Source organism: Streptococcus sp. V919, from assembly GCF_054353475.1.
On the sequence record NZ_JBTHHY010000001.1, the window covers coordinates 775,352 to 791,472 of the forward strand.

Sequence of the window (16,121 nt, forward strand, 5' to 3'; positions counted from 1 at the left end):
CGTTTTACGAAAACGTTTGCACTTTTAACACCTCTATTATACCACTTTAAATTTTTTTGTAAAGGATTTTTTTTATTTTTTTTGATGTTCAAACTTTTTAACAATCTTCAAAGGTTTACCGATTTTGAGTTTGCTGGTGATTTTTGATATAATATGAGCTATGAAATCTTATAATACCTTGAATGATTATTATCGAAATTTATTTGGAGAAAAGACATTTAAAGTTCCTATCGATGCAGGTTTTGACTGTCCCAACCGTGATGGTACCGTAGCCCATGGAGGATGTACTTTTTGTACGGTTTCTGGATCTGGAGATGCAATCGTTGCTCCTGATGCTCCTATTCGCGAGCAATTCTATAAAGAGATTGACTTTATGCATCGTAAATGGCCTGATGTCAAAAAGTATTTGGTTTATTTCCAAAATTTCACCAATACACATGAAAAGTTGGAAGTGATTCGCGAGCGTTATGAGCAAGCCATCAATGAACCAGGTGTTGTCGGCATCAATATCGGTACTCGACCTGACTGTCTTCCTGATGAGACTATCGAATACTTGGCAGAGTTATCAGAGCGAATGCATGTTACTGTAGAGTTAGGCTTACAAACTACTTATGAAGAAACTTCTGAATTGATAAACCGTGCCCACTCCTATGAACTCTACGTGGAGACTGTCAAACGCTTAAGAAAATATCCTAAGATTGAGATTGTTGCTCACTTGATTAATGGTTTGCCAGGTGAAACCCATGAGATGATGGTTGAAAATGTTCGCCGTTGTGTTACAGATAATGATATTCAAGGGATTAAGCTTCACCTACTTCACCTCATGACCAACACTCGAATGCAACGGGATTATCATGAAGGGCGCTTGCAACTGATGAGTCAAGATGCATATGTCAAAGTCATCTGCGACCAGCTAGAAATTATTCCCAAACATATTGTCATTCATCGAATTACAGGAGATGCACCTATAGATATGTTGATTGGTCCTATGTGGAGTCTCAACAAATGGGAAGTTTTAAATAGCATTGAAGCCGAAATGAGACGTCGAGGAAGTGTACAAGGTTGCAAGGCTTTAAAACAGGAGTTTATGAATGAAAAGACCACTTGAAATGGCGCATGATTTTCTTGCCCAAGTCATTACCCCAGAGGATATTGTTGTGGATGCGACCATGGGAAATGGCTACGATACACTTTTTCTTGCCAAATTGGCTAAACAAGTCTATGCTTTTGACATCCAAGAACAAGCTCTGGAAAAAACAAGTCAACGTATCCAAGAAGCAGGTTTGACCAATGTAGACTTAATCCTGCAGGGCCACGAAACTGTGGATCAATATGTGACAGAAGTCAAGGCGGTTATCTTCAATCTAGGTTATTTGCCTTCTGCTGATAAAAGCATTATCACTCAACCTCAGACAACCCTTGAGGCACTAGAAAAACTCTGTCAGGTGCTTGTTAAGGGCGGACGGATAGCCATCATGATATACTACGGGCATGAGGGGGGAAATATAGAGCGAGATGCTGTCTTAGATTTTGTCAGTCAGTTGCCACAACAAGAATATACCGCTACGATCTATCGTACCCTCAACCAAATCAACAATCCACCATTTTTAGTTATGATTGAAAAATTAGAAAGGTATCGCCATGGATAAACAATACCTACGAGATAAAATAGAAGGACTTCGCCACAAATTCGTTGAATCAACCCAACATGAACGGGAAGTTGGTATGTTAGATGAAGCTCATATGAGCAAAAAGATGCTAAAAATCAAGAAAAAAATGATCACACTTGAAATGGAGCGTTGTCAAAAGAAAATCGAGCACAAGGATTGCTCGAAGATTGATCAAAAAATCCAAGAACAAAAGGAACTTTTTGAAGCTTATCGAAAACAAAAATAAGGAGGTAGAAGATGGATTTACTTTTTTATCTCTTGATATTTTTACTTGTTCTAATTGTTTCTAGTACGACCAATAAACTACTTCCCTTTTTACCCATGCCCCTGATTCAAATACTTCTGGGGATTGGGATTGGTCTGTGCTTACCGAATAACCAGTATCACTTAGACACTGAATTGTTTCTAGCTTTAGTGATTGGTCCTCTCCTCTTTCGCGAGGCTCAAGAGGCAGATGTAACCTCTATTCTAAAGCACTGGAAAATTGTTCTCTACCTTATTTTCCCTGTTATCTTTGTATCAACATTGAGTATGGGAGGCCTTGCCCATGTCCTTTGGATTGGCTTGCCATTAGCTGCCTGCGTCGCAGTCGGTGCTGCACTTGGTCCTACAGATCTCGTTGCTTTTGCTTCCCTTTCTGAACGTTTTACCTTTCCAAAACGCATTTCAAATATCTTAAAAGGAGAAGGCCTGTTAAATGACGCTTCTGGGCTAATTGCTTTTCGTGTAGCCCTCATCGCATGGACAACTGGAACTTTTTCAATCACTCAAGCAGGAATATCTCTGGCGATCTCTATCGTTGGAGGGATTGCAGTTGGTCTTATGACGGCTTTAATCAATCGATTCCTCCACTCCTTCCTACTCAGTGTCCGTGCTACTGATATAGCCAGTGAACTGCTGCTAGATCTTAGTTTACCACTTCTAACCTTCTTCATCGCTGAAGGAATTCATGTTTCTGGAATTATCGCAGTCGTTGTTGCTGGTATTTTAAAAGCGAGTCGTTTTAAAAAGATAAATCTTCTCGAAGCCCAGGTGGATACTGTGACTGAAACCGTCTGGCACACTGTAACCTTTATGCTCAATGGTTCTGTCTTCGTTCTGTTGGGAATGGAACTGGAGATGATTGCGGAGCCGATTCTGAAGAGTGCTTTTTACAACAAAGTGCTTCTTCTCGTCACAGTCTTTCTTTTAACCTTCCTACTCTTTGCCATCCGCTTTGTAATGATTTATGGGTTTTACGCTTTGCGTATTAAGAAACTTCAAAAAAGTCTCCACAAGTATGTCAAAGATATGCTTCTTCTAACATTTTCTGGAGTTAAGGGAACAGTTTCTATTGCTACTATCCTCTTGATACCGTCAAATCTAGAGCAAGAATATCCTCTCCTTCTCTTTCTCGTCGCAGGTGTAACACTGGTCAGTTTTCTTACTGGTTTAGTAGTTTTGCCACACCTTTCGGAAGAGCAAGAACCATCTAAAGATCAGCTCATGCACATCGCTATCTTAAACGATGTTGCCATGGAGTTAGAGAAAGATTTGGACAATACCAAAAATAAGGTTCCCCTCTATGCGGCGATCGATAATTATCATGGACGGATTGAAAACCTCATCCTCAGCCTGGAAAATAAGGAAATCCAGGAAGACTGGGAAGCTCTGAAACTATTGATTCTCAGTATCGAGAGCGATGGTTTGGAGCAGGCCTACGAAGAAGGCAAAATCGGCGAAAGAGGATATCGTGTCTACCAACGTTATCTGAAAAGCATGGAGAAAAATATTAAACGAAACTTCACTTCTCGACTAACCTACTACTTCCTTGTTTCTATTCGGATTATACGTTTTCTCCTACACGAGTTGCTCACATTTGGCAAAACCCTTCGTTCCTTGAAGAACAAAGAAACCCAAAGACTTCTGGCTATTGACTATGACCAGATTGCTGAACTCTACCTAGCCAACACTGAAATCATCATCGAAAGTTTGGAAAACCTCAAAGGAATTTATAAGAGTTCTCTAATTAGCTTTATGCAGGATTCTCGTCTACGTGAAACCAGTCATATTACCAGTGGTGCCTTTGTGGAGCGGGTTATCAATCGTATTAAACCCAATAATATCGACGAAATGTTGAGAGGTTATTATCTAGAACGTAAATGCATCTTTGAGTACGAGAAACAAAAACTCATCTCAGCCCAGTATGCTAAAAAACTACGACAAAATGTAAACAACCTAGAAACTTATTCCCTAAAAGAATCAGCCAACACGCTACCTTATGATATGATGGAATTAGTTCGCAGAAATTAAGATTTAGGTTAAAAGAGAGACTATATTGTGGAGGATTATGCAATGAAAGAGTTGTGGAAACAACTAACTAATAGGCCCTTATTGAAAGCTTTTTTACACTACTATCGTGTTTCAGATATTGAATTAACCAGTGTAGCTGTGGCCTATTATTGGTTGATTTCAATCTTTCCACTTCTCATGATAGTGGTCAATATACTTCCCTATTTTCAGATTCCAATCTCTGATTTTCTGATTTCACTAAAGGAATTTTTACCAGATACAATCTATGACGTAGTAGCAAAGATTGCCCGCGAAGTATTGACACAACCATCTGCTGGACTCTTGAGTTTTGCGGTGATATCAGCCCTTTGGACCTTCTCAAAATCCATGAATTTCCTCCAAAAGGCTTTTAATAAAGCTTATGGAATCGCTAAGAACAGAGGTCTTATTTCTCATCAACTGATGAGTATCCTGGTAAGTTTGGGTCTACAGATTCTCTTTGCCATCATTCTCTTCTTTAGTATGTTTGGTCATATGTTACTAGACTTTCTTAAGAACTACTGGAAATCTGAGAGTTCCCTATTTAGTTACTTACAAAATTTTACAGGGCCTTTAGTTTATGTATTCCTCTTTGCAATCCTCATCATGATTTATTACTTACTTCCAAACGTGAAAATCGGTCGTATTCGTTACGTCCTTCCTGGAAGTCTATTCGTATTCGTTACTCTTATTTCTTTATTAACCATCTTTTCAGCTTATTTCAATAACTATGTCAACTATCTTGTCGACGTTCGATTTTTCAGTTCCATCATTGTTGTTGTCATGATGTTTTGGTTCATTATCATTGCCAAGTTATTGATTGTCGGTGCTGTGATTAATGCGAGTGTCCAAAGTCTTAAAGATCCAGACTTCAAGGTTAATCAATAATTTTTTATCGATTAATACTCAATGAAAATCAAAGAGCAAACTAGGAAGCGAGCCGCAGGCTGTACTTGAGTACGGCAAGGCGAAGCTGACGTTGTTTGAAGAGATTTTCGAAAAGTATAAACAAATCAATCCCCCAGTCATTTAATACTGGGGGATTTTCTTTAGTACTTTATTGTCCACTCGTTAGGGCTTGCAACTCTGATTTTAGATATTGAGCCAAATGTTGGTGAGCAAAAATATTGGCATTTTTTTCTGCGGTAGGATTGTAGTTTGTGTTGGTATTTACATCATAAACATAAATATCACCACTCTCTGACTGAACCCATTCAATAGCAGCAACTTCAATCTGAGCATTCTTAAGGAAGTTCTCATAAGCTTCTCTTCGAGAATCTGGTAAAGGTTCTGTAATCTGGAATTTTTCAGACGTTTCTAGTTGTTCTGGTCTCTTGCCAATTTGACAACCATCTGCTGGACAAAGTTGGAATCCATCTGAAGAATCGATTGAAACAGTATAGAGAAACTTCTGATTGATAAACTCTGAACGACGGATGCGTCCATCACTTGGTTTGATGTAGGCTTGTAACAAGGTAATCCCGTCCACTGATGGTTCAAAGAGAGGACTATTGACATAAGCTGCCAGTTCCTCTTCATTTTGGAAGAGTTGAACTCCTAACCCCTTACCTGCTCGATTGTGCTTGGTAATCAATGGATAGATGTTCAATTTTCTGGCTGCTTCAATGATATTTTCTTGGCCCAAAACTGCAACTGTCGAAGGAGTCTCAATGCCAGACTCATGTAGCTTCAAATATTGTTTGACTTTACTGATTTCTAGGTTGATAGCCCCAGTTCCATTCACAACCTTGCGTCCGTGGGCTTCTAACCAAGTAATCACCTGCTCTGTAAATTCTGGCGCATAGCGATGTCCTCTTGTGTGAGAAGACGCAGACATACGATTGTAGAAGATACCCTGTGGCGGTGGACTTTGCAGATCCAAAATTCCACTAGACAAATCCCACAGTTCATAAGGGACTTCTAGTTCTTCCAACCATTTGATCAAATGCTTGGTCCATTCAAGATTCTCATGAATCACATAAACTTTTGCTTCACTCATTACTTATCATCTCCTTAAGAAAAGCTGACTGATAGTTGGCTTTCCTTTTCTTCTTCTAAAATATATCCTTCTGTTTTTTCGATAACGCTGACTGTTAAGATTTGACCCAAAACATTAATCATAGTACGGCCAGCATTGACAAAGAAATCAACTGCAAAGATCAAGGCTACTCCTTCAACTGGCAAGCCCAGTTGAGGTGCTGCAGCTAATAGAACCACGATAGCTCCTGATGGTACGGTTGCCGCAGTTTTTCCAATCAAAGTCAAAAGTAAAACAGTGAACAAGAGACTTGATAAAGAAAATTGAATGCCGTAGGTATGCGCGATAAAAATCGTAGCTACAGAGAAATAAACTGCTGCTCCTTCTAAGTTAAAAGTATATCCTAAAGGAACAACTAAATCAATTGTATGCTCGTCATGGCCCTGTTTTTTCAAATCTTTAAGAAGTGAAGGCAAGACAACACTAGAACTACCAGTAACAAAAGCCAGTGTCAAAAGACTCCAATTTTCACGAAAGGCTGACAAATATGGTACTTTAAAGAATAGAGCAATCAAAGGGAAAATAAGGAGAACTAAAACAGCGTAAGCCAAGTAAGTTCCGATTACAAATTGACCAAGCCCAATCAACTTGTCAACACCAGTCGTTGCAACATCTTTGGCGATAAATCCAAAAATCCCAATCGGTGATAATTTAACAATCACTGCAACAATCTTGTAGATGGCTTCAATCCAGATTTGGAAACCTTCGATAATTTTCTGAGATTTCTCAGACTTAAGATTACCAATTCCGTAACCAAGAAAGATATCAAAAACGATAATCGGCAATAGAGCACCATCTGAAAGAGATTTGACGATATTTGACGGAATAAAACCAAGGAGAAATTCGCTAAATTTTACATTATTGGCAATTCCATCAAGGTTTCCGCCAGTTTGACCAATGTTCACACCTTGTCCAAATCCTAAATAGTAACTAGCAAATACAAACAAGAGCGTAATAGCAGTTGTCACGGCAAAAAAGTAAACCAAGCTCTTGGTCAAGATTTTCCCGAAAGATTTTTTCCCGATAACGCCGGCTACTGCAACAACAATAGTTGGAAAGATTAGTGGAATGATAACCATATTGATCAATTTAATAAAGGCTTGACCTAAAAACTGATAAAATCCTGCGAACTGTGGCCATATGACCGCAGCAATCACACCCAAGACCAAAGCCACCAATAATTGGATTCCTAGTGAGAGTTTTGACCATAACGTAACTAATTTCATAAGAAACTCCTTTGTTTTATTTGCTACTCATTCTACTACTAACCTTCTCTTCTGACTAATATATATTTTCTATGGTCACCATAAAAAAGATTTATATTGAAGACTCAAACTATTACCATTTTTGTATTCAACATACACTGAATTTGTATAAAGTATAAAAAATCAATTTCTAAACAAAAATTTTTAGAAAAACACTGTTAAATCAAAGAATATGCTTTTCTATTATTCAAGTTTTATGATACAATATTGTTATGATTTTAATGAAACTCGCTTCCGTCTTGCTTTTGGTATTAACCTTGGCTTTAGCAATTATTCTGAGCAGATTCTTTAAGTTAAAGAAAAGGGGCATCAACTTTGCTGATTTGGCTTTTCCTTTTCTAATTTTTGAATATTATTTTATCAGTGCTAAGGTTTTTACACACAATCAACTTCCCGTTTTGGGAGCAGCATTATCCTTGCTGGCTATCATTCTAGCCTTTTTCTTCTTGAGCAAAAAACGTAGTTTTTATTATCCAAAATTTCTGAAATTCTTTTGGAGAGCTGGATTCCTACTCACATTGCTCATCTACATCATCATGATTGTTCAAATCTTTATGATGAAATAAATCACTATCAATTTTCGCCAGCACCTCAACAAAGTTGGCAATCCGATGTTCCATTTGAGGTGCTTTTCTAATGACATTTTAAAAAGAGATTATTAAAAAATAAATAGGAGATCAAATAAGTGAAAAAAACGTTCTTGGCAAGTGCCATCACGCTTACTTACCTAGGATTTGCAACAAACCCAGCTTTAGCTGAAGAAAATAAAGTACAAACTACTTCAGCAGAGACGACGCAACAAACTACAACAGCTAACAAGGTTGAAACAAAGGAACCAGTTCCTTCTACTGAAGCAAGTTCAAGCATACCAACAACTTCTACAACAAACCCAAGTAAAACTTCAGCTAAGAAAGAAGAAAGCCAGGTTCCAAAAGATAAAAAAGATGGTTGGATATTTGAAGAAAATATCTGGCGCTTCTATGAAGCTAACAAGGCTACAGTCAATTGGAAAAAAATTCACGGAAAATGGTACTACTTTGATAAGGATGGTATCATGCTCAGCGATACGATCTATGATGGGTACATTCTGACTAGCAGCGGGGCTATGGTCAGTAGTGGCTGGGCTAAAATTAAAGATAACTGGTATTATGCTAATCCATCTGGAAAAATCGTTAAACAAGATTGGAAAAAGATTGGCGGTGTATGGTACTACTTTGATAAAGACGGTATCATGCTCAGCAACACCATTTTTGATGATTATCTCTTTACCAATAGTGGGGCTATGGCTGAGAGGGCTTGGGTCAAACAAGATGGACAATGGTACTATGCTCAATCTTCTGGTAGATTAATCAAAAATAAGTGGGATAAAATTGGTGGTATCTGGTACTACTTTAACAAAGATGCCACTATGGCAAGTAACCAATGGCAAGGTAGCTACTACCTAAAAGCTAGTGGGGCTATGGCTGAAAAAGAATGGATTTTCGATAAAAACTATGATAGCTGGTTCTACTTGAAATCAGGTGGTGCATACGCTGCGCGTGAATGGATTGGCTCCTACTACCTTAAGTCAGGTGGTTACATGGCCAAGAATGAATGGATTTTTGATAACTACTATAATGCTTGGTATTACCTAGAAGATAGCGGGGTCTATGTCACAGGAACTCATAAAATCGATGGAAAAGCACATCAGTTCCAAAGTAATGGAAAATGGATTGGTGAAGTGCCAGTAAGTCGTGGATTTGAAAAAGGAAAATACACATATACCGTTTTCTTAGATCCAGGACACGGTGGTAAAGATCCAGGTGCTGTTTATTATAACACTAATGAAAAAGACCTCACCATGCAAGTTTATAAAAAACTACGCAAGGAACTCCAAGGTCTTGGTTATACAGTTCTTTCTTCGAGAGATAGTGATGTCTATGTCGACTTTGTCACCGAACGTTCAAAAATAGCCAATAACACGAACTCCGATATCTTCATTAGCATCCACTTCAATGCTAGCGGAAGCCCTGCTTCTAACCGTTCTGGTATTCAGACTTATTCTTACGAAGAAGCTGCTGGCTATCCTTCTCGGATTAATTCATACTGGCATAATCACCCTGATCGTATCAGTGAAAGCAATCGCCTTGCTGCTGATATCCACTCTTCACTCCTAGCTGAAACTGGCGCTAAGGATGCTGGCCTCCTCCAAAGTAGCTTTGCGGTCCTTCGAGAAACTGATAAACCAGCCGTTCTATTGGAGCTTGGTTATATTGACAATTTCAATGAAAACCAACAAATTCGTAGCGATGCCTACCAAAATAGATTGGTTGCTGGGATTGTCAAAGGTATTCAAAAATATTACGCAGGTAAATAAAATAAAAGTCTCGAGAAAACTCGAGACTTTTTTGTATTACGCTTCTTTCTTTTTAACATCTGGAAAGAGAAATCCAATTCCCACGCAAGCCAGCACTCCAGCACCGATAACCAAACCACTTGAAAGTGGTAAGATATCCAGAATAGCATTTGCAATGATAAAAGCAATGATCAGGCACATGAGACTAGCCTTGTAATCTTTTTTCACTAGATTTTCAAGTGTAAAGAATAGAAATAGACCTACTGGAAAGAGGGCCCAGATGTTGACATCCAAACTTGGCCATCCAACAAAACCAAAATACAAGACCGCTACTGCAATAACTAAAAATCCGATCCCTAATACTTTTTTCATAATTCTACCTCATTTTCTATTTTGATAGGAAGCTTTATCTCCCTTTGACAGTTAATACTATAACAGAAATAAAAAACCTAAACAATAGGTTTTGTCTATGTGGTAGTCATGATAGACTATGTGGTCAAAATCTTATTAAAAGAAAAAAGAAGTCCGAGAGGACTTCTTTCACACTGCCGATTGCAGGGATCGAACCTGTGACCTACGCGTTACGAGTGCGTTGCTCTACCAACTGAGCTAAATCGGCGATTACTCTTATAGTATAGCACTATAAGGAAGGATGTCAAGGAATTTTATCTCCATTAAAAAAAGCCTGTCCTAAGACGAGACTTTGAGTTTCTTCCTTTTACGAACCCGCACTTTCGTAGGCATCCAAGCCCCTGTCCCATAGTTTCAAAGAAATGACAAAGAAGACAAGGGAAATCAGAATCAAACCACCGATATTAAAGAGTCCATCCTTGCCCTGCAAGAAATAGCTGGCAGGATAGTAGGCCGTAAAGGCAAAAGGTACAATAAAGCTAATTAACCAACGAAGGAACGAATTGTAAATAGAAATAGGATACTTGGCAAAATCATTAAACATATAGAAAATGTAAATCATGGCACCTGACTGCTTGGTCCAAAAAGCGATGCTGGCTGTAGCAATTTTCAAGGAAGTATAAATCAAGGTCGCAAAAGGAATACAAACTAGAAAAATCAGGAATTTTGGAAGAGTCCAAGCAATGCTAGTCGCCGTTGTCGCTAGTAAAATTCCACCGACCAAAAGTTCACCCAAGGCATCAATTTGAAAGGTCTCAACGAGGATGTGAAAGAGAGGATTGATAGGACGAGTCAGATACTTGTCAAACTCCCCTTTTCGAACTAGTCGTTGACCTAAAGCCCAGAGATTGTCAAAAAAGAGATGATCTAATCCCTTTGGAATTAAGGAAAATCCATAGATAAAGGCAATCTCTTGAAAGGTCCAACCTTCTAGCGAGGGGATGTGTTGAAAGAGTACATTAAGAAACAAGAGGTTCAGGCCTTGAGTCAGAAAGACTCCCAACACACCAACCACAAAATCTATCTTGTATTCCATGATTTGCTTGATGTACTGTCTGATAAAAATCAGATGCATGCGTTGATATTTTTTCATACTAACCTCCCTGAATGGTGATAAATGACTGGACTCGTTTCCAAATCAACTGAGACAAGCCCACCATCACTATAAGCCAGAAAAGCTGAAGCAAAAGTGCTTGAAGAATCTGGCTAGCATCGTATTTCCCAACAATAATCATGACCGGAGTGTAAATTAAGGATGAGAAAGGTAAGAAGGACAGAATATCTGAAATGACCTTTGGAAAGAAAGCCAAGGGAATCAAACTCCCAGACATAAAGGATACTAGTGAAGCCTTAAATACTTGAGAACCCCATAAATTTTTAAACACAAATGCTGAAAAACCAAAACAGATATTAAAGAAAAAGTTAATCAGATAGGCCAGCGTTAAGCTAAAAAGATAAAGGGTAGTTAGTCCCAGCACTTCTACAATCCCTTGCCCAGATAAGATTTTCATCAAAACAATGACACTTAAAAATGGCAGTCCAACAGAGATAAAAATCAACCACTTGGAACCAAGCTCGGTGAAAAGATAAGAGGCCGCAAAATGGACTGGTCTTAATAAGCGCATGATAATAGAGCCATCTTTTACCTCATCACCGATCATAAAGGAGCTATCTGACTCAGTTAATAAATTAGTCACAAAACTCATGATGATATAGAGGGTGATATCCGCCATACTGAAGCCCTGAATCAAAGGATTTTGCGAGGAATCAAAGACAGCCTTCCAGAGATAAAAGGCCACAAAAGCCCCCATGACATCGCCAATCCGATAAAGAAGAAAGTTTACTCGATAGGTAATCAACTCCTGAATCCCTGCATTGATAAAGGGTTTATAACGTCTCCACAATTTGACCATCTTAGAGCTCCTTTCGATAGAAGCGACGGATAATATCTTCAATATCCGTATCTACCATCTTCAAATCACGGACTTCAAAATCAGATAAGGTTTGCTTGATAATATCAGCTGATTGGTAGCGGGAACTATCAAATTCAATAGTCAGGTTATTTCCTTGTCTATCAATGGATATATCAGGTAATCCTTCATAATGAGAGACGAGATGACTTTGACCTGGCGTCAGATCGAAGGAGAGAGTCTTCATCTTGCCAAAGGTCTCCTTGAGCTGGCTCACCGTCCCATCAAAAATCTCCTGCCCCTTGTCAATCATAAAAATCCGATCACAGAGTTGCTCAATATCGCTCAAGTCGTGAGTGGTCAAGAGAATAGTTGTCTCTTCCTCCTGATTAATCTGGGTGATAGCACGTCGAATGTTATCCTTGACCGACACATCCAAACCAATAGTCGGCTCATCTAAAAAGAGAACTTTGGGATTGTGAAGCAAGGAAGCCGCAATATCCGCCCGCATCCGTTGACCCAATGAAAGAGTCCGCACAGGATCCTTGATAAATTCCTTCAAATCCAAAACTTCATTCAAAAAGTCCATACGCTTATGGAAAAGCGAGTCTGGCACATCGTAAATCTCCTTCAAAACCGTGTAGGTCTCTTGCAGTGCCAAATCCCACCATAGCTGGGTACGTTGTCCGAAAACGACTCCAATATCCTTGACATAATCTTGGCGATTATCCTGGGGAATCTTGCCGTTAATCCGACAAAAACCAGATGTCGGTTTCAAAATCCCTGTTAGCATTTTGATGGTTGTCGACTTCCCAGCACCATTAGCTCCGATAAAGCCTAGAATCTGCCCCTTGGGTACTTCAAAAGTCAAATCCTTGACCGCTTCAAAGGTCTGCTTTTCAGGATGAATAAAGGAACGCAAAGCCCCCTTCAAACCTGGCTCCTTTACTGTCTTCACAAAATTTTTCTGAAGATGTTCCACTTCTATCATTGCCATATATCTCTCCCTTTAGAAAAGAACCATTAATTCATACTACTTAATGGTCAAATTTCATTTCTTGAATCCTAAAACGGGCTCCTCTATATAATTTATACACAAAGGTCTTAATTACATTCTATTATAATGTAATCGATAAGGGGAAACAAGTGTTTTTCTAGTAAAAAGTAAACAGTTTTGATACTTGAAAAAAACATCCAGCCTGTCTTAAAAAACAGACTGGATGTTTATAAAAGACATTATTTTATCATTATTCTAGTACTAAGCTTTCAGTATTTAATCATGTTCGTCAATCTGAAATAAATTTCTAGTCCCTCAATTATTCTCTAAAAATTCTTCAATGTGAGAAACAATAGCATCGCTTTGATAATGATAGAGGTCATGTGGTGCATCCATATAGATGACTTTCACATTAGACTGGTCACTAGAAAATCTCTCTACATAACGTTGCCACTCTGATTGGCTAAAAGTCGTGCCTTCACCATTAGAAACCATGAGTAAGGTAGGAATTTTAGGATTGATGCTAGAAGGAACTTTCTTGGCATTTTCCTTTACCAAACGGGATTCATGAAGCATGGCTTGTGACATCAACTGTTTATATGCTAGTAATTTATATTGTTGTCGTTCACTTTCGGTCAGCGTTGGATTTTTGATATAAAAAGACTCAGGGAAATAGCGTAACAAACCAATCTTGCTGCTCCAGTAGGCTACAGAAAGTAGGGCTTGATTATCCTTTAAATCCTCATAACTTGATGGCAATGCCCAATCTAGACCAACCAAGGCTTTCACTTCATTAGGATACTTCTCCTGCCAAGCCAGACTCTCAAGACTCGCTATGGAATGAGACAGAATGATAAAAGGACCTGTTACATTTGCTTGTGAAAGTGCTTGACGAGTCTCAGACAAAACCTCCATCACATCTCTTGATTGATTGCTATCATTACTATAACCATAGCCAGCACGTTCCACGATGACTACCTTATATTTTTTTGATAAGGAATCCGATATATCCTTAAAATCCAAGATTGGAGAAGCAATCCCAGCACCGGATAGAAATACTATAGTCTCTGAACCGTCCCCTTCAACGTAAACATTCATTTGGTGCCCATTGACAAGAACTTGCTGTCCCACAGGTGTTAGTAAGGCTTGTTCCTTTTCCAAGCTGATACGATGAAAGATGAATGTTGCCCCTAAAAACAAAAGAATGAAACTAAGAAGTCCAAGACAGCATTTTTTTAGTTTTTTCATAGCATTATTGTACAAAAATTAGAGTCTTTTAGCAACTTTAGATTGGTTTTTCTCTAGTATTCTATATTTCATTTTCACACTTCTTCTTCACTCATCAAATCTTGTTCGTAAGTAGTTTTTAAACTCCTTTTGGGATAAATCACTAGGAAGTTCAAACACATACTCATATCCTTCATCACAAAAGGAAACCTTCTCTTCAGGTGGAAACCATTTCCGAAGCCAGACGATATAGGAGGCATAATCTTGTAACCTGTTCGTTGAATCAAAGTAATCAATCACAAAAATATTTTTTTGCTACTCAGTGAACTTTCCAAAGTAAGCTGAGGACTTTGATAATCCCAAGAAAGCGAGTAAGCTTTTTCAGGATTCGTCCTTTCTCTGATCAAAATACCTGGGAACTTTTCTCTCAAAGCAGTACAAAAGGCTTGTAAATCTAGGAATATGGGGTCTTTACTCTCAATAAAGACAAAATCAGCAGTACTCATCAGTCTCTCTCCTTCTTTTTAAAACTGAAAACAGACCTTAACTAACCATCAATGGCAAAATTCTCCAGACACTCAAATGCCTGCCCCTGATAGTCAAAAGAAAAGATATGAATATCATCAAAAGTTTGATCGCAGAAAGTAACGGTTTGTCTTTCTGGCTCGATGATGGGTTTACCCAATTTTTCAGTAGCTTCTTCATCTGTCAAATACCCATAAAATTCTTGTAAACGAGGCAATATAAATGCAAGAATACGAGACCTGTTTTTATGGTAATTGGATGCAAGCAACTGAGCCTCCATCTCAAAATTTCCACTTGGTTTTTCTTCCCAAGCTAGAAAAACACCATCTACTTCATGTAGGTAGGCTTGCAAGGACTGGTCGAATATCATGGCTATCTTTCCTTTCAAGGGTTGATTAAAAAGCTAGTTTTACCAAAAATCACTAAATGCTTTCTTCCATCTTCATTATATCACTTTTTAAATACGATTGAGAAGAGTTAGAAAACGAAAAAACCCACCCTCACGGGCAGGTTTCTGTTTTATAGGGTTAAGCTAGATTAAGCTTTACCTTCTGAACCGAATACGTCGATACGTTCTTCAACTGATGCTTGGATAGCTTTTACACCGTCAGCCAAGAATTTACGTGGGTCGAAGAGTTTTTTCTTGTCGTATTCTGCTTCGTTTGCTTCGTAGTCACGAGCAAATTTACGAGTTGCGTTAGCGAATGCGATTTGGCATTCAGTGTTAACGTTAACTTTAGCAACACCAAGTTTGATAGCTGCTTGGATTTGGTCATCAGGAATACCTGATCCACCGTGCAATACGATTGGGAATCCTGGTACAGCTTCAGTCAATTTTTGCAAGTGGTCAAGGTGAAGACCTTTCCAGTTTGCAGGGTAAGGACCGTGGATGTTACCAATACCAGCTGCCAAGAAGTCGATACCAGTTGCAACCATTGCTTTAGCGTCTTCGATTGGAGCCAATTCGCCATCACCGATGATTCCGTCTTCTTCACCACCGATAGTTCCAACTTCAGCTTCTACTGATACACCATTTGCATGAGCAAATTCTACAACTTTACGAGCTTTTTCAAGGTTTTCTTCAACTGGAAGGTGTGAACCGTCAAACATTACTGAAGTATAACCAACTTGAATACACTCAAGTGCATCTTCGTAGTGACCGTGGTCAAGGTGGATAGCTACTGGTACAGTGATACCCATTGATTCTACAAGGTTAGCGATCAAGTTGCGAGCAACTTTGTAACCACCCATGTATTTAGCAGCACCCATTGAAGTTTGGATCAAAACTGGAGCTTTTTTAGCTTCTGCTGCACGCAAGATAGCTTGAGTCCACTCAAGGTTGTTTGTGTTAAATCCACCAACTGCATAACCGTTGTCACGAGCTGCTTGGACAAATTTTTCTGCTGAAACGATTGCCATTTTATCAGGCCTCC

Annotated in this window: 17 protein-coding genes and 1 tRNA gene; 7 read left to right on the forward strand and 11 right to left on the reverse strand. The window is 38.8% G+C overall.

Translation table 11 applies throughout. The annotated features are described in order from the left end of the window. Nucleotides 1–160: 160 nt before the first annotated feature. From ACXYSK_RS04080 to ACXYSK_RS04100, 5 genes are read left to right on the forward strand one after another with little or no spacing between them, the layout of a single operon-like run. The gene (locus ACXYSK_RS04080) at nt 161–1,108 is read left to right on the forward strand and encodes a TIGR01212 family radical SAM protein (protein ID WP_458625136.1); all 948 of its coding nucleotides are present in this window, start codon (nt 161–163) and stop codon (nt 1,106–1,108) included. Continuing rightward, a complete protein-coding gene (locus ACXYSK_RS04085; protein WP_458625137.1) occupies nt 1,092–1,649 on the forward strand; it encodes a tRNA (mnm(5)s(2)U34)-methyltransferase in 558 nt (185 codons plus the stop codon). The genes ACXYSK_RS04080 and ACXYSK_RS04085 overlap by 17 nt, the downstream gene beginning before the upstream one ends. Next, nucleotides 1,642–1,896 carry a hypothetical protein gene (locus ACXYSK_RS04090; protein ID WP_458625138.1) on the forward strand — a complete coding sequence of 85 codons (255 nt, stop codon included), beginning with the start codon at nt 1,642–1,644 and terminating at the stop codon, nt 1,894–1,896. Before ACXYSK_RS04085 ends, ACXYSK_RS04090 begins: the two co-directional genes overlap by 8 nt. 11 nt (nt 1,897–1,907) lie before the next feature. Further along, the gene (locus ACXYSK_RS04095; protein WP_458625139.1) at nt 1,908–3,962 is read left to right on the forward strand and encodes a cation:proton antiporter; all 2,055 of its coding nucleotides are present in this window, start codon (nt 1,908–1,910) and stop codon (nt 3,960–3,962) included. Between the two features lie 42 nt (nt 3,963–4,004). Further along, nucleotides 4,005–4,868, forward strand: coding sequence for a YihY/virulence factor BrkB family protein (locus tag ACXYSK_RS04100; RefSeq protein ID WP_458625140.1), 864 nt, complete (start codon nt 4,005–4,007; stop codon nt 4,866–4,868). Nucleotides 4,869–5,037: 169 nt separating this feature from the next. Here ACXYSK_RS04100 and ACXYSK_RS04105 read toward each other — a convergent pair whose 3' ends face one another. Together ACXYSK_RS04105 and ACXYSK_RS04110 are read right to left on the reverse strand one after the other, a co-directional pair. Continuing rightward, the gene (locus ACXYSK_RS04105) at nt 5,038–5,979 is read right to left on the reverse strand and encodes an ATP-grasp domain-containing protein (protein WP_458625141.1); all 942 of its coding nucleotides are present in this window, start codon (nt 5,977–5,979) and stop codon (nt 5,038–5,040) included. A 14-nt stretch (nt 5,980–5,993) separates the two neighbouring features. Continuing rightward, on the reverse strand, nt 5,994–7,244 hold the full coding sequence (locus ACXYSK_RS04110) for a dicarboxylate/amino acid:cation symporter (protein ID WP_458625142.1): 1,251 nt from the start codon (nt 7,242–7,244) through the stop codon (nt 5,994–5,996). A 245-nt stretch (nt 7,245–7,489) separates the two neighbouring features. Here ACXYSK_RS04110 and ACXYSK_RS04115 point away from each other — a divergent pair, with 245 nt between their 5' ends. Together ACXYSK_RS04115 and ACXYSK_RS04120 are read left to right on the forward strand one after the other, a co-directional pair. Beyond that, nucleotides 7,490–7,849 (forward strand): DUF3397 domain-containing protein, encoded by a 360-nt coding sequence (locus ACXYSK_RS04115; RefSeq protein ID WP_025170012.1) that lies wholly within the window; start codon nt 7,490–7,492, stop codon nt 7,847–7,849. A 119-nt stretch (nt 7,850–7,968) separates the two neighbouring features. Continuing rightward, on the forward strand, nt 7,969–9,639 hold the full coding sequence (locus ACXYSK_RS04120) for an N-acetylmuramoyl-L-alanine amidase (protein ID WP_458625143.1): 1,671 nt from the start codon (nt 7,969–7,971) through the stop codon (nt 9,637–9,639). A 36-nt stretch (nt 9,640–9,675) separates the two neighbouring features. Here ACXYSK_RS04120 and ACXYSK_RS04125 read toward each other — a convergent pair whose 3' ends face one another. The 9 genes from ACXYSK_RS04125 to ACXYSK_RS04165 all read right to left on the reverse strand — a co-directional run bounded on the left by ACXYSK_RS04125 (nt 9,676) and on the right by ACXYSK_RS04165 (nt 16,107). Further along, nucleotides 9,676–9,990, reverse strand: a complete 315-nt coding sequence (locus ACXYSK_RS04125) for a hypothetical protein (protein WP_458625144.1) — start codon at nt 9,988–9,990, stop codon at nt 9,676–9,678. 174 nt (nt 9,991–10,164) lie between these two features. Then, nucleotides 10,165–10,237 (reverse strand) — tRNA-Thr (locus ACXYSK_RS04130). A gap of 99 nt (nt 10,238–10,336) precedes the next feature. Next, on the reverse strand, nt 10,337–11,122 hold the full coding sequence (locus ACXYSK_RS04135; RefSeq protein ID WP_458625145.1) for an ABC transporter permease: 786 nt from the start codon (nt 11,120–11,122) through the stop codon (nt 10,337–10,339). A gap of 1 nt (nt 11,123) precedes the next feature. Beyond that, entirely contained in the window at nt 11,124–11,942 is an 819-nt protein-coding gene (locus ACXYSK_RS04140) for an ABC transporter permease (protein ID WP_458625146.1), read from the reverse strand. A 1-nt stretch (nt 11,943) separates the two neighbouring features. After that, nucleotides 11,944–12,936 carry an ABC transporter ATP-binding protein gene (locus ACXYSK_RS04145; RefSeq protein ID WP_001240803.1) on the reverse strand — a complete coding sequence of 331 codons (993 nt, stop codon included), beginning with the start codon at nt 12,934–12,936 and terminating at the stop codon, nt 11,944–11,946. Between the two features lie 315 nt (nt 12,937–13,251). Beyond that, the gene (locus ACXYSK_RS04150; RefSeq protein WP_458625147.1) at nt 13,252–14,184 is read right to left on the reverse strand and encodes an alpha/beta fold hydrolase; all 933 of its coding nucleotides are present in this window, start codon (nt 14,182–14,184) and stop codon (nt 13,252–13,254) included. Nucleotides 14,185–14,459: 275 nt separating this feature from the next. Next, nucleotides 14,460–14,669, reverse strand: coding sequence for a hypothetical protein (locus ACXYSK_RS04155; RefSeq protein ID WP_458625148.1), 210 nt, complete (start codon nt 14,667–14,669; stop codon nt 14,460–14,462). Between the two features lie 41 nt (nt 14,670–14,710). Then, nucleotides 14,711–15,076 carry a hypothetical protein gene (locus ACXYSK_RS04160; protein WP_458625149.1) on the reverse strand — a complete coding sequence of 122 codons (366 nt, stop codon included), beginning with the start codon at nt 15,074–15,076 and terminating at the stop codon, nt 14,711–14,713. A 149-nt stretch (nt 15,077–15,225) separates the two neighbouring features. After that, the gene (locus ACXYSK_RS04165; protein ID WP_001019005.1) at nt 15,226–16,107 is read right to left on the reverse strand and encodes a class II fructose-bisphosphate aldolase; all 882 of its coding nucleotides are present in this window, start codon (nt 16,105–16,107) and stop codon (nt 15,226–15,228) included. Between the last annotated feature and the right edge of the window lie 14 nt (nt 16,108–16,121).

What these genes read in the sequence shown, in the direction of transcription:
- ACXYSK_RS04080 (WP_458625136.1), top strand. Translation starts at nt 161, where the DNA reads ATGAAATCTTATAATACCTTGAATGATTATTATCGAAATTTATTTGGA.
- ACXYSK_RS04085 (WP_458625137.1), top strand. Translation starts at nt 1,092, where the DNA reads ATGAAAAGACCACTTGAAATGGCGCATGATTTTCTTGCCCAAGTCATT.
- ACXYSK_RS04090 (WP_458625138.1), top strand. Translation starts at nt 1,642, where the DNA reads ATGGATAAACAATACCTACGAGATAAAATAGAAGGACTTCGCCACAAA.
- ACXYSK_RS04095 (WP_458625139.1), top strand. Translation starts at nt 1,908, where the DNA reads ATGGATTTACTTTTTTATCTCTTGATATTTTTACTTGTTCTAATTGTT.
- ACXYSK_RS04100 (WP_458625140.1), top strand. Translation starts at nt 4,005, where the DNA reads ATGAAAGAGTTGTGGAAACAACTAACTAATAGGCCCTTATTGAAAGCT.
- ACXYSK_RS04105 (WP_458625141.1), bottom strand. Translation starts at nt 5,979, where the DNA reads ATGAGTGAAGCAAAAGTTTATGTGATTCATGAGAATCTTGAATGGACC.
- ACXYSK_RS04110 (WP_458625142.1), bottom strand. Translation starts at nt 7,244, where the DNA reads ATGAAATTAGTTACGTTATGGTCAAAACTCTCACTAGGAATCCAATTA.
- ACXYSK_RS04125 (WP_458625144.1), bottom strand. Translation starts at nt 9,990, where the DNA reads ATGAAAAAAGTATTAGGGATCGGATTTTTAGTTATTGCAGTAGCGGTC.
- ACXYSK_RS04135 (WP_458625145.1), bottom strand. Translation starts at nt 11,122, where the DNA reads ATGAAAAAATATCAACGCATGCATCTGATTTTTATCAGACAGTACATC.
- ACXYSK_RS04140 (WP_458625146.1), bottom strand. Translation starts at nt 11,942, where the DNA reads ATGGTCAAATTGTGGAGACGTTATAAACCCTTTATCAATGCAGGGATT.
- ACXYSK_RS04145 (WP_001240803.1), bottom strand. Translation starts at nt 12,936, where the DNA reads ATGGCAATGATAGAAGTGGAACATCTTCAGAAAAATTTTGTGAAGACA.
- ACXYSK_RS04150 (WP_458625147.1), bottom strand. Translation starts at nt 14,184, where the DNA reads ATGAAAAAACTAAAAAAATGCTGTCTTGGACTTCTTAGTTTCATTCTT.
- ACXYSK_RS04155 (WP_458625148.1), bottom strand. Translation starts at nt 14,669, where the DNA reads ATGAGTACTGCTGATTTTGTCTTTATTGAGAGTAAAGACCCCATATTC.
- ACXYSK_RS04165 (WP_001019005.1), bottom strand. Translation starts at nt 16,107, where the DNA reads ATGGCAATCGTTTCAGCAGAAAAATTTGTCCAAGCAGCTCGTGACAAC.